We start from the raw sequence: 13,473 nt of genomic DNA, 5'->3' as shown, positions 1-13,473 counted from the left end.
TTGATAGAGGAATCAAATATCCGGCCATGTTTAAAATCAGGGGTTTATCAGTTCAGTTGTTAATGATTAGCTTTTATATTTCTTTCAGCAAGTTCAACAGTATGAACTATTCTTTTTTCCCTTGTTTCAGTTTTTTTTGCTTTAAGGATCCATTCCAGGATAATCCTTTTAGAAGAAGCTGAAAATGACTGAAAGTTTTTATAAGCTATTTCTTTCTGATCAAACAGTTTTTGCAAATCTGCTGGTATCACATGGTTAGTTTCCATTTTATATTGTTTTATTAATTCGGTTCATTCTTAAAATTAAAGTACCAATCCTTCTTGTATAGGTATTTGATTTCGCTGGATAAAAGCGTGAAAAACAGGATTGAATTCCTGGAGTTGATTTTCACAATTTTTATCTACAGACATGTTTATGCTGTTAAAACTATAATCACCTTTAAAAGTAAAATGATACGACCATTGCTGTATTTTTATAAAAGCAATTGCATTTGCAGGGTATTTTTTAATTAGTTTTCTGTTTTCTATACTCGTAATCGTTAAATAATCATTGTATAAGCTTAAAAGTCCGTAATGTGCAAATCTCCTGATCAGTATCCAGGCAATAATTACCCATGGAATAGCCATTACTATCATTATTGTAACAATTGATATCTGAACAAGCTTTATTCCGATGAACTCTTCCAGCTGATTTTGATATTCAAAAGATACAATCAAGGTAGCTACAAATCCGATAAATAACAATACACCTGCAAACAGTGCTTTACCCATTGGAAGTGGTAATCTCATTCTTATAGTGGCATCAGGCTTTTCCATGTATGTTCAGGATTATAAAATTTATTCAGATAAGGCGCAGTACGGCTATTTTTGGATTTCGCGACTAGTGCCGGAGGGCCGCAAGCGACCACCATCCCTCCTTTTTCACCCGCTTCAGGGCCAATATCAATTACCCAATCACTTGCTGCAATCACATGCATATCATGCTCTACTACTATCACTGTGTTTCCTTGTTCCACAAGCTTATTCAGCTGCACCATTAATTTCTCTACATCTGACGGATGCAGCCCTGTGGTCGGCTCATCCAGGATATAGAGTGTATTGCCATGCTGAACCCGCTGAAGTTCGGTAGCGAGTTTAATCCGTTGTGCCTCACCACCAGAAAGTTCCGTTGCCGGCTGTCCCAATCTCAAATAACCCAAACCAACCTGCCTTACTACATCTAATGCGCGGAATACCTGCGGCTCTGCACTAAAAAACTCACAGGCAGCATCTACAGTCATTCCCAATACATCGGCAATGTTCTTTTCTTTATACTTTATTTCAAGTGTTTTGGGATTATATCTGGTACCCTTACAAGTTGGACAAGGTGTATATACGCTGGGTAAAAACAACAACTCAACCATCACAAACCCTTCACCCTCACAATGCGGGCAGCGGCCTTTCACTACATTAAAAGAAAACCGCCCTGCATCATAACGGCGGCTTTTTGCCATTTCGGTTGCTGCAAAAAGCTTTCTGACCTGATCAAACAATCCGGTATAAGTAGCCAGGTTTGATCTTGGTGTTCTGCCTATCGGCTTTTGATCTACACGGACAAGACGTTTAATCGCCTCCATCCCCTCTGTTATTTTTCCATCCTTTGTGAGTACTTTTGTAGTCTCTAAGTTCTCTGTCTCTTCTTCTGAAACAAGTTCCGCTTCCTGACCCAGTTCACCAGCTACCAGTTCAACTAATGCCTGGCTTACTAAACTGCTTTTTCCAGAACCTGAAATTCCTGTTACACTTGTAAATACACCCAGCGGAAAAGAAACAGCTAAGTTGTTCAGATTGTTACGGGTAATGTTTTCTAAGCGAAGCCATGCTTTAGGTGTTCTCGTTGTTTCAGGACTGCTATGCTGCGCGCCGAAAATGTAATCCCTGGTCTGAGAATTTTCAACCTGACGAAGTCCTTCAGGCGGCCCGCTATACAAAACATGCCCTCCTTTTTCACCCGCAAAAGGCCCCACATCTACAATCCAGTCTGCATGCCGGATCACATCAACTTCATGTTCTACAACAAAAAGTGAGTTTCCTGAATCCTTTAATCTATCCAGGGCCCGAAGCAACGCTTCAGTATCTGCCGGATGTAATCCTGCTGAGGGTTCATCTAATACGTAAACAACGCCAAAAAGATTGGAACGTACCTGTGTCGCTAATCTTAAACGCTGTAGTTCTCCTGGTGAAAGTGTAGGCGTACTTCTTTCCAGATTCAGATATCCAAGGCCCAGGTCCAGCATAACGCCAATACGCGCCACTAAATCCTGAGCAATCCGCTGCGTAACCATTCCTTTTTCAGGGTGCTCCTTTTCCGCTTTAGTTAAACGTGTGGTTTTTTCTTCCACATAAGGACTGAAAATCTCATTTAAGCGAGAAAGTGTAACTCTGGACATCGCCGCAATATCCAGACCAGCGAATTTCACAGAGAGAGATTCCTGGCGTAAACGTTTGCCATGACACAACGGGCACTCGCCACTCAGCATATACTTTGACACCCTTTTTTTCATCAGCTGGCTCTGCGTATTGGCAAAAGTATGAAGTACATATTTTTTAGCACCAGTAAATGTTCCCATATAACTGGGTTCCAGTTTGTTCTTGAGTGCGTCTTTAACCTGTGCCGGATTAAATCCGGCATAAACAGGTACTACCGGTTTTTCTTCCGTAAAAAGAATCCAATCTCTTTCTTTTTTCGGAAGATCTCGCCAGGGTACATCTACATCATAACCTAATGTGGTCAGGATATCTCTGAAATTCTGACCTAACCATGCCGCAGGCCACGCTGCAATAGCACGTTCGCGAATCGTCAGAGAATCATCAGGAACCATAGACTGCTCAGTGACTTCATAAACTCTGCCTAAACCATGGCATTCCGGACAAGCCCCTTCGGGAGTATTGGGTGAAAATGCTTCGGCATAGATAATAGCTTGTCCTTTGGGATAATCTCCGGCTCTGGAATACAGCATTCTCAGTAAATTAGATAAAGTAGTTACACTACCCACAGAAGAACGGGTAGTCCCCGATCCGCGCTGCTGTTGTAAAGCAATAGCCGGAGGTAAACCTTCTATCTCATCAACTTCGGGAATAGCCATCTGGTTAAAGAGCCTTCTGGCATAAGGTGATACCGATTCCAGATAACGGCGTTGCGCCTCCGCATATAAGGTGCCGAAAGCTAATGAAGACTTGCCGGAACCAGAAACACCCGTGAATACAACTAATGCATCACGGGGAATTTCCAGGTCTATATTTTTGAGATTATGTTCGCGTGCTCCGCGTATTTTGACGAAGCCTGTAAATTTTTGTTCTTTCTTGTTTGTCATTCGATTATTCCGTACAATCCTGCCGCTGATCAGTCCACAATGAACCATTATTGAGCATTGGCAATTTATAGATTGTCTTTTACAGAACAACAGCCAGGTCAGCGAATTGATTTAAATTTATAGCAATTAACTTCCCGCAGTACTGCTTTTCTTCACATCACTGTTATCAATGCCACGCTGATTTTTTTTAATAGCATCCTTTAATTTTCCGAAACGCCAGTTCAAACTCACATTAAAAGACCGGTTATAATTTTGTGAACGATAGTTTTGCGTAAAATTGGCTCCCTGGGTAGCGTTGGTATAGTATCTGAATTTTGAAAAGACATTGTTTACACCCGCAGAAAGCGTAAGCTTATCTTTGATAATTTCTTTACTTCCGCTAAAAGACGAGAAGAAGAAAGCACTGGTCTGTCCCTGTAACTGGATCTCTGGTGCTTCAAAGGTCGCGCTCGCATTTGCTTTCCATCCATGCTCAAATTTGTAACCTGTATTTAGATAAGCACGTCCTGTTAATCCATCATTTTTAGTCAGCTGGCCACCGATAGTACCCTGAATCCAGATATAACCAATATTTCCATTCATAGCAACATTCCATTTTGGAGTAATCGGGTAGTTAATATTCAGGTTAGTGCTCAATGCTTTATCTTTACCTATATTAAAAAATGCAGATCTGGTAATTTTATCTTCCTCATTGTAGACTGCAACATTCTGAATCGTGTTATTAGCAAACCGGTAACTTAATCCTGCGTTTATTGATCCTTTTTTAAACTTACTGTAAGTCAATTCAAAATTATTACTCAGCACAGCTTTCAGGTCAGGATTACCCGTAGCCCAGAAATTAGGATTAGAGCGATCTACAAAGGGATTTAAATTATCAATACCTGGTCTTTCTATTCTTTGCGTATAACCAAAATTCAAACTGCTCATGTCTTTAAATTTACGGTTAACCGATAAAGTAGGAATCAGATTAAAATAATTCGTATTCACATTAGATCCGGCACTAATAAAGTCTGCCTTTACAAAAGTCCCTTCAGCACGTATTCCGGCTTTAAAGCCCCAGTCTTTCAGCTTATAAGCATAAGAATTGTAAGCGCCAATAACATCCTGGTCATTGTTGAATTTATTCGTACGTGCAGGGTCGGTCTCAAATTCTCCGGTTGTACTATTCAGGCTTTCGTACTCAAAATTACTTTGGTTTGTTCTCAATATCCCTTTCACCCCACCCTCAACAGTAATATTTTTCAAAGGATGTATATAGTCCAGTTGCAACGTTTGTTCTTTGGTGCGGCTATTGTTTTTCTGATTGAAGTCCGGATCTGTGAAATTAGCTCTGTCCAGGAAAGTCAGGTGATTTTCCAATGGATTTCCCCAATTACCGTTTTTATAAGAAAAAGTCAGCAGACGATCTTTATGGCCTTTGAAACCTAGCTGGTAATTCAGTGTCGCATCAAAACCATTCCATCCGAATCTGTTTGTACCCAGCTGATGGTAACCAATACTGTTATGACCATCCTTTAAACTGAATAACTGACCGGTATAAGATTTATTATAGCCTCCGTAAGGATTCAATTCCATCGTGACTAAATTTAAGGTGTCAATTTCATAACTTAACTCCACACCACCATAACGGAAATTGTTATCAAATCTGCGTGTGCCATTACTGACTAAGGTAGTCGGTAAATCTCCGGTGGTTGTTCTAATTGTAGAAGATGCTGTTGTTGGAGAACTGTAAAAACCAGTTCCTCCATAAGCTGTCATTCCGAATTTACCTTGTTTAATAGTAACGAAACTTCCCATTCCAGGCCCGCCAACCGGCCCCTGATAACGTAAATTTAAACTCCCGTTATAGCCGTTATCAATTTTCTTTGAAGTAATGATATTGATAATACCAGATAAGCCTTCACTATCATATTTAGCAGGTGGCGTAGTAATCACCTCTATTCTAAGAATAGAAGAAGCCGGCATACTGCGTAATACATCCTTCGGACTTCTGGCTACCATCGTAGAAGGCTTACCATTAATCAGTATCTTATAATTTCCGCTTCCTTTTAATTTGATATTATCATCTGCATCTAATGACAGTAAGGGAACTTTACGCATCATATCCAGCACCGTAAGCCCTTTGCTTTCAGGATCTGCCTGTATATCATAACTAATCCGGTCAATTTCCTGTTTAATCAAAGGACGGTCAGCAGTAACTGAAACTTCCTTTAAATTATTGGATTGGGAAACCATCAGGATGCTTCCTAAATCAGCAGCTCCGTTTGTAAGCGTTACTGAAACGTTTTTGGCGTTATAACCCATGGCCATTGCAGTTACCATATATTTTCCCGGAGCGATCTTCTCAAAACTAAAGTTTCCGGAGGCATTAACGACCATCGTTTTAATCACAGTATTATCCCTTTTAAGCGCAATAGTCATAAAATCGATCGGTTTGTTTGTGGCAGAATCAATGACCGAACCTTTAATTGTGCCTGTTGGAGATTGTGCGGCAGCAGGTAAAGTAAAAAAAATAGAGAGGCAGCATAAAAAGAATAAGGTTGCGTAGTTCCTGGTCATTTGGTTTTAGGTTGGTAATTTGATGATAAGACACAGGTGAATTTCAATTGTTGCAAAGCTTGTGTAATAAACTTGTTTCTAAGCAAATTTTATTCTGTAAGAGAATTTCTGATTAAATATTTAAACATAATAAGCTTTTTATGTTAAATAAATAATGGTTTAATAGCTAATATATTTTTACTAAAAGGTTTAATTGTTTTTCATAGTGTAAAATTAACGCTATTACGATTCATGTTTAAAATCTTGTTTCCATAAAAGGAAAGAAATTCTATTTAACAATAAATACAGTTTATAAACATTTTTCATGAAATATTAAATTAATTAGCAAAATGTTATTAAATAATGCATTATATTGTAACTATATTTTATCTGGGTTATCCCCTTTTCTCTCTCATTTGAGTCACATTACGGCCGTTCCCTAAACCAAAAACCAAATATTATCAATCTGCCCTATGAACAAAAACATGTCTTTATCAGGCTGTGCACTCCTGTGCTTTGCCGTCTTATTTTCCTGTAAAAAGGATCTCTCATCCGCTGGAGCAGCGGCGGAGCCAACAATTGTACGTGCTAATGAAGCTGTAAGTGTATGGATAACGACGTCCGACAAAAGCAAGTTATTGCAAACACAAGCCAATGTAACCTTCGCGCCAGATGCAGGAACTAATCTATCAACCATTAACGTGGACGAAGCGACTTCCTACCAGGGAATTGATGGTTTTGGCTATACCTTAACCGGAGCAAGTGCCTCTTTAATTAACGGACTTGGCGCAGGACAAAAAAACACCCTGCTTCAGGAATTATTCGCCACAACCGGATCCGGCATTGGTATCAGTTATTTACGAATTTCTATCGGGGCCTCTGATTTAAGTGCTCAGCCATTTACTTATAATGATCTTCCAGCTGGCCAGACAGATAATAACCTGAATAATTTTAGTATCAGCCGTGAAATGACAGATCTGGTTCCTGTATTAAAAAGTATTCTGGCTATCAATCCGAATATTAAAATCCTGGGTTCTCCATGGACTGCCCCAATCTGGATGAAAACAAACGGAGCTTATGTGAATGGCAGTTTAAAACCAGAATATTATGATGCGTATGCAAGATATCTGGTAAAATACATTAAAGCGATGCGCGATCAGGGAATCACTATTGATGCAATAACCCCGCAAAATGAACCTTTAAACCCATATAACAATCCAAGTATGGTGATGCAAGCTACTGACCAGGCTAATTTTATCAAAAACAATCTTGGGCCACAATTCAGTGCAAACCAGATTAAGACCAAAATTATTGCTTATGATCACAATACCGATCGTACTGATTACCCGCTGGCTGTACTGAATGACGCTGCAGCAAATGCTTACGTTGACGGTTCAGCTTTTCACTTATATAGTGGAAATATCGGTGCCTTGACTGATGTACATAACGCTTATCCTGATAAAAACATTTATTTCACAGAGCAATGGGTTGGCGGGCCAGGCAATTTCGCCGGTGATCTCCAATGGCATGTGAATACGCTGATTATAGGTGCTACAAGAAACTGGAGCCGTAATGTATTGGAATGGAATCTTGCTGCTGACCAAAATTATGGCCCGCACACGCAAGGCGGATGCAGTAATTGTGAAGGTGCTTTAACAGTTAACGGAAGCAATGTTACCAGAAATGTATCCTATTATATTATTGCACACGCTTCTAAATTTGTAAGACCTGGAGCAGTAAGGATTGCCTCCAGCATCGCTGGCAGCATCCAGAATGTAACCTTTAAAAACACCGATGGTACTAAAGTGCTGATCGCCTCTAACAGCGGGTCATCAAGCAATACCTTTAAAGTTAAATGGGGAGCACAATCTTTCACTTATACCCTTCCTGCAGGTGCAGTAGCTACCTTCAAATGGTCTGGTTCTACTACCGGAAACCCAGGTACAGCGCCTATCGGACAGGTAGTCAGTTTAAGAGGTTTCAACAACCAGTTTGTGAGTGGCGAAAACGGAGTTAAATCCATGTGGTGTAACAGAGCTACTCCTGGAGACTGGGAAAAATTCACCGTTGTAGACGCAGGTGGTGGTAAAATTGCCCTGATGTCTATGAATAAATATGTTTCTTCCGAAAATGGTGCCGCATCAGTGACTTGCAGCAGAGCGACCATCAGTGAATGGGAAAAATTCGACTGGGTAGTTAATGCTGATGGTAAAATTTCTTTCCGTGGCAATAATGGCTTATATCTTTCTTCAGAAAATGGTGTAAATGAAATGACCTGCACCAGGCCAGCTATCTCAGGATGGGAAGCTTTTAGCTTGAATTAATCAAATCTTAATAACCAAATCTAATCCTATCACCTATGAAAACAATTAATTTAATGCTGTGCCTGCTTGCGGGCGCACAACTTTTGAGCTCTTGTAAAAAGGATGTGAATACATCTTCAGCGGATTCTTCCACTAATACTGACCCCCGGGCAGTAAGTTATCAGCTCTTATGGTCTGACGATTTTAATGGAAATTCTGTAAATCAGGCAAACTGGAGTTTTGAAACCGGCGCTGGCGGCTGGGGAAACAATGAAAAGCAATATTATCAACCAGACAATGCGACTGTCGCTGATGGAAACCTGATCATCACTGCGAAGAAACAGAGTGTAGGCGGAGCACCCTATACTTCTGCAAGAATGATTACGAGAGGTAAAAAAGAATACACTTATGGCAGGTTTGAAGCTAGAATCAAATTGCCTCAGGGACAAGGACAATGGCCTGCATTCTGGATGCTTGGGGCAAATATTGGTAGCGTAGGATGGCCAAAATGCGGCGAAATCGACATCATGGAAAATGTAAATACGAATTCACAAGTATTAGGTACTATTCACTGGTTCGATCAGGCTTATGCTTATTATGGTGGTAACACCAATACCAGTCCTCAGAATTATCATGTTTACCGCGTAGACTGGACGCCAACTGCAATTAAATGGTATGTAGATGATATACAATTTCATGAAGCCAATATTGCCAACAGTATTAATGGTACTGATGAGTTTCACCGTCCGTTCTTCTTACTGTTAAATATGGCCGTTGGGGGTAATCTTCCGGGACAAACTATTGATGAGAGCAGATTACCTGCAAAAATGTATGTAGATTACGTGAAGGTTTACAAAATTGTAGGTTCATAATTTTTGAAAAGGGCCCTCCGCTTATCTGGAAATGTTATGAAATTCTGCTTGTTTTTTTTCCTGTTTGCTATTTCGTTTTCTGCCAGGCCGCAATCAAAGGGCGTCTATTCAAAAGGCAATGATAAAAAAAACAAGGTAACACTCCATTTTTATGGCGCTTATCAGACAGCAGATTTTAACTGGTCGATCGCTGGCAATAGTATGGGGCAAAATCCCAATGTATTATCAGAGGTAAAATGGAAAAATATAAAAGGCCCGGGTATGGGACTGGATATTCGTTTGAATATCTGGTCTCCTGTCTTTTTGAAAGCAAGCTATCAACGTAATTTTATTAAAAGCGGTAAAGTCTCTGATACAGACTATGCTTCAGACAATAGAACTGATCCCAGTTACCAGGCTGGTTTAAATAGCAACGAAGGCCTTACCTATACTTATATGGCGGCTGGCGGTTATGAATTTAAAATTAACTCTTTTCTTAAGCTCAGTCCATTTGCAGGTTATCTGAAAAGCGCACAGCATTTACACCTCAAAGACTTCAACGAAGAAACAGACCCTGCCATCAAAAATTTAAACAGTACTTACCAGGCTAACTGGACAGGCCCGCTGATTGGTGCAGAAGCCGATTTCCGGTTCAGCAATCAGCTTTCACTGCATAGCATGGTGAATTATAAACAACTTAAATATAACGCAACAGCCGATTGGAACCTGATTGATGCATTCGCACATCCGGTAAGTTTCCGGCATACTGCTAACGGTTATGGAACAGCTGTTCTTTTGCAAATAAACTTTCACTTCACCTCTGTTTTATCTGTTTTTGCCAGAGGTAATTACAGCTACTCCAATACAGGTAAAGGTACTGATGAACTGTTCCTGGCAGATGGTAAAGAAGTTCAATCTCAATTTAACAGTGCTACAAGGCAAGGAGCTGGTTTAGCTGCGGGTATTGGTTTAAATCTGTAAATTGGTGTATATTTCAATAAAATAATATACAGCAATGACTTCATCTTCTCTGCAGCATCTTTACGGTAACATTGATATTTATCTTTTTGATCAGTTATTAAAAGGCCATTATAACCATTGCCAAAAAGTATTAGATGTGGGCTGTGGCGGTGGACGTAACCTGGTATACTTTTTCAATAACGGCTTTGAAGTATACGGAATAGACCCTAATCCTGCCGCTATCAATACGGTTAAAACCTTAGCCGAAAGTTTGGCACCCACTCATCCATTAATTAATTTCAGAGTTTCCAGTGCAGAGGATATGCCTTTTGGCGAAGAATATTTTGATTTATTGATTTGCAGTGCTGTGCTGCATTTTGCCAAAAATGAAATGCATTTTAAAGAGATGCTGCTGGCGATGTGGAAAGTTATTAAGCCAGGCGGTTTCTTTTTTGCCAGGCTGGCTTCTGATATCGGAATAGAAGAGCTGATCAGTCCTTTAGGCAACGGCCGGTATTTGTTGCCAGATGGAACAGAACGCTTTTTAGTGAATGAACAAACTTTACTGGATTATACCAAAGAGCTCAGTGGGTATCTGTATGAACCCATCAAAACTACAAATGTTCAGAACATGCGCTGTATGACCACCTGGTGTCTGCAAAAATTATAAACAAAAGCCTCGTTGCATTATAAACAAAAAGCCCCGTTGATTTCACAACAGGGCTTTTCAGCATAGGGTTTAAACTATTTTACATCACCTTTAACTTTGTTGATTGAACGCTGACCTGGCAGATAAATCTGGAAGCCAAAAGACAAACCAAGGTTGTTTTGGTAACCAGTGTTTCCAAATCCTGCTGTTGCATTGTATTTTAACAAGGTTTCTAAACCAATGTTAGGTGTAATGAAATAGGCAAAACCAGGACCGAAACTAAAGGCTAAACCATTTGTATTGGAACCACCGTTACTTGTATTCGTACCACCAAAACCAACAGTAGCTTCTCCAAAGAAACGACCATGTTTAAGTACTTCAGTGTCTGAACCTGCATAATAACGGCCTAAACCACCAAAACCATAGTTTGTTGTAGTCGGGCCATCTTTAACGGTTCTTAATCCTAAATTCACGTAACCACCCAAGGCCACATTATCCTGAATAAACCAGGCTGCCTTTGGTGTAATATCTAAACTGAAATTTTTAGAACCGTTCAGATCCAGGCCTAAGTTAGCCAGATTACCACCAACCATTACGTTACCTTTCTGGATTTGTGCATTTGCAGATAAGCCAACTCCTAAGATTGCAGTTAGCAGGCATAAAGTAAATTTTTTCATAAGATATTTGTTTTAAACTGTTAAAATTTATCAGGCTATTCTTGCCTGAATACCCTAAAAACCCAATGATTAGGGAAATGTTTTAATTTTCTTGATTTTTTAAACAATTGTTTATTAAGCTGCCGGACAGTTTAATGTGAATGTTTTTCGATCCGTCAAAAAGGTGCATAACCTATTAAATTAGTGGAGAAATTTATTTCTAATTAGTGTAATTAATATTTATTATTCACTATATTGATACTGACTACTAATCACTTACTCTATGAAATTTTTCGAGCTTTCTCATACTGCCAAGGGCAAATCTGGGAAAATTGTTGCTGTAACTTACAGTCTGAAAAAGTCTTCCAACGTAACTTTTCTTGAAAATGGTTTCAGTATTGGCTATACCCATATAGATCTTGCGCACGACCAGGATAGCAACCCTGATCATTTCTCTACCAAAGGTTCTCAAAAGTATTTATGTCTGCTGGAAGAAGGTGGCTTACAGGTGACCTTATATGCCGGTGGCCTGTCTGGTGATTTCTGGACTTTAGACATTCAGGTAGATGGTGTACCACTGGCCGCAAATACCATCCAAGTTTATACAGATGCAAGAGGCAATCTGGATTATAACCAACTTACTAAATAACGCTATGAAAACGTTTTATCTGCTGTTACTGTTAGGTATAGTCCTGTGTAGCGGGGCTAACGCACAAATTATTGCTGAAGATGCAAAAGGAGAATCTTCTATCATCACTAAAAATTCAAATGTTTCATTTAATTTGAATGAGGCCGCTTTAGCTGCTTCATGGAATAATTTCAGGAAACTCGCTATAGAAAAACCTTCACAAATCGTTTGGGGCCTTTCTGCCAGTGGAAATAACAGAGAAGGAATAGCCGATCTTTTTAATGGTGGCCAGCTAACCCCACAGTCTAAACTTGGTATTTTCATTGGTTTAAGGAAGAGTTATCAGACTACGGTGCTCGAATTGTTAAAAAGGATTAAAGAGATTGAGGATGCAAATCCTGATAAAAATGAGACAGCAATCAATGCCATTAAGCTATTGAATCAGCAAATCCAGGTCAACCGGAGAACCAGGAATACCCAATCTTTAACAACTTATATCAATGCAGGCCTTAATGCAGATAATTTCAGGTTATATAAACCAGAGGATGCCCCTTCCCTGTCCAAACGATTTAAAAAAGTTAACTTCCGGGGTGGCTTTATAGATCTGGGCTTAAATTATGAATATGCCCCACGCTGGGTATTTGGTATTGCATTGGGCTATGAACATTATAATAACCTTGATTCTTTAGCGCTGACGAGTTATACGCTGAAAAACATCACTACAGTGAATAACTCAGAGCTCTCCACTGAATCCAAATTCAATGCTTATCAAGGAGGTTACATGACCTATAACCGGGTAAATATCAAAACTGATGCGCTTTACTATGGTCGTGTCAGCAGCGATTACCGCCTGGTATGGAATACATTGTATACCCGGATCATTCTGCCTTTGCAGGAAAAAGAAATTAATAAGGTCTTCCAGGCTGGTACAGCAATTAATTTTTACAAAAGTGAAGGCAAATTTGCAGGAGGCCTTTACTTGCAGTCAAATGATGTTTTTAACAGCCTGCACAGTACAGACCAGTTTCATGAGCGGCTTTCTTTTGGCATTGTCGCTAAATATTCATTCAGCTCAATTATGTCCAGAGATTTCGCCAAATAGAAACCTGATTTTTTATCTAAACCTTTATTTATGCAAGAACTACATTCCACAGGTATTCCAGGAGACTTTTTCACCACAGCCAGTCTAAGTACTTTAGCAGGTGCTACTGGTGCCGTTTATATTATTTGCAGTACTATCCAGAAAGTTTTTGATTTTAACCCGAAGTGGCTTGCCCTGCTGGTTTCTATTCTGATCTCTTTTGCGGCGGCTCTGTTAACACAGTCTGCAGGAAATGAGATTTCCAGATATTTTATTGCTTTGCTAAATGGTTTTCTGATTTATGCTACTGCAACAGGTACTAACCAGGTATTGGGTTCAAAGGCTGATCCTCCTGCCGCTGTTACGGCCGGTTTCAGACAACCTATTCCAAAGAAAAGACGCTTCAATACCACCTGGTGGTAAATATTACTCCCTCACCTAATTTTAAATCTTGT

The 13,473-nt window shown here is 39.7% G+C and carries 12 protein-coding genes; 7 read left to right on the top strand and 5 right to left on the bottom strand.

Features of this window, described 5'->3' with window-relative positions; genetic code table 11:
* Window positions 1-59: 59 nt before the first annotated feature.
* The 4 genes from AB3G38_RS04880 to AB3G38_RS04865 form a co-directional block, all read right to left on the bottom strand.
* Window positions 60-266: a YdeI family protein gene (locus AB3G38_RS04880; protein WP_367867377.1), complete on the bottom strand. Its 207-nt coding sequence runs from the start codon at window positions 264-266 to the stop codon at window positions 60-62.
* Window positions 267-302: 36 nt separating this feature from the next.
* Complete coding sequence (locus AB3G38_RS04875; protein WP_367867376.1) at window positions 303-815, bottom strand: hypothetical protein; 513 nt, start codon at window positions 813-815, stop codon at window positions 303-305.
* Window positions 791-3,352: an excinuclease ABC subunit UvrA gene (gene uvrA, locus AB3G38_RS04870; RefSeq protein ID WP_367867375.1), complete on the bottom strand. Its 2,562-nt coding sequence runs from the start codon at window positions 3,350-3,352 to the stop codon at window positions 791-793. The genes AB3G38_RS04875 and uvrA overlap by 25 nt, the downstream gene beginning before the upstream one ends.
* A gap of 126 nt (window positions 3,353-3,478) precedes the next feature.
* A complete protein-coding gene (locus tag AB3G38_RS04865; protein WP_367867374.1) occupies window positions 3,479-5,911 on the bottom strand; it encodes an outer membrane beta-barrel protein in 2,433 nt (810 codons plus the stop codon).
* 452 nt (window positions 5,912-6,363) lie between these two features.
* On the opposite strand from AB3G38_RS04865, the gene AB3G38_RS04860 reads away from it, so the two are divergent.
* The 4 genes from AB3G38_RS04860 to AB3G38_RS04845 are packed head-to-tail and all read left to right on the top strand — an operon-like array spanning window position 6,364 to window position 10,674.
* Window positions 6,364-8,214: a glycoside hydrolase family 30 beta sandwich domain-containing protein gene (locus AB3G38_RS04860; RefSeq protein WP_367867373.1), complete on the top strand. Its 1,851-nt coding sequence runs from the start codon at window positions 6,364-6,366 to the stop codon at window positions 8,212-8,214.
* 35 nt (window positions 8,215-8,249) lie between these two features.
* Entirely contained in the window at window positions 8,250-9,065 is an 816-nt protein-coding gene (locus AB3G38_RS04855) for a family 16 glycosylhydrolase (protein ID WP_367867372.1), read from the top strand.
* A 36-nt stretch (window positions 9,066-9,101) separates the two neighbouring features.
* Window positions 9,102-10,025 carry a hypothetical protein gene (locus tag AB3G38_RS04850; protein WP_367867371.1) on the top strand — a complete coding sequence of 308 codons (924 nt, stop codon included), beginning with the start codon at window positions 9,102-9,104 and terminating at the stop codon, window positions 10,023-10,025.
* A gap of 34 nt (window positions 10,026-10,059) precedes the next feature.
* Window positions 10,060-10,674, top strand: a complete 615-nt coding sequence (locus AB3G38_RS04845) for a class I SAM-dependent methyltransferase (RefSeq protein WP_367867370.1) — start codon at window positions 10,060-10,062, stop codon at window positions 10,672-10,674.
* A 74-nt stretch (window positions 10,675-10,748) separates the two neighbouring features.
* On the opposite strand, the gene AB3G38_RS04840 is transcribed toward AB3G38_RS04845, so the two are convergent.
* Window positions 10,749-11,330: a hypothetical protein gene (locus AB3G38_RS04840; protein ID WP_367867369.1), complete on the bottom strand. Its 582-nt coding sequence runs from the start codon at window positions 11,328-11,330 to the stop codon at window positions 10,749-10,751.
* A 262-nt stretch (window positions 11,331-11,592) separates the two neighbouring features.
* Here AB3G38_RS04840 and AB3G38_RS04835 point away from each other — a divergent pair, with 262 nt between their 5' ends.
* The 3 genes from AB3G38_RS04835 to AB3G38_RS04825 are packed head-to-tail and all read left to right on the top strand — an operon-like array spanning window position 11,593 to window position 13,441.
* Window positions 11,593-11,958 (top strand): hypothetical protein, encoded by a 366-nt coding sequence (locus AB3G38_RS04835; RefSeq protein WP_367867368.1) that lies wholly within the window; start codon window positions 11,593-11,595, stop codon window positions 11,956-11,958.
* 4 nt (window positions 11,959-11,962) lie between these two features.
* The gene (locus AB3G38_RS04830; RefSeq protein WP_367867367.1) at window positions 11,963-13,039 is read left to right on the top strand and encodes a hypothetical protein; all 1,077 of its coding nucleotides are present in this window, start codon (window positions 11,963-11,965) and stop codon (window positions 13,037-13,039) included.
* 30 nt (window positions 13,040-13,069) lie between these two features.
* Complete coding sequence (locus tag AB3G38_RS04825) at window positions 13,070-13,441, top strand: hypothetical protein (RefSeq protein WP_367867366.1); 372 nt, start codon at window positions 13,070-13,072, stop codon at window positions 13,439-13,441.
* Window positions 13,442-13,473: the final 32 nt, after the last annotated feature.

Source organism: Pedobacter sp. WC2423, from assembly GCF_040822065.1.
Taxonomy (GTDB): Bacteria; Bacteroidota; Bacteroidia; order Sphingobacteriales; family Sphingobacteriaceae; genus Pedobacter.
This window is presented reverse-complemented; position numbering and strand designations above follow the sequence as displayed.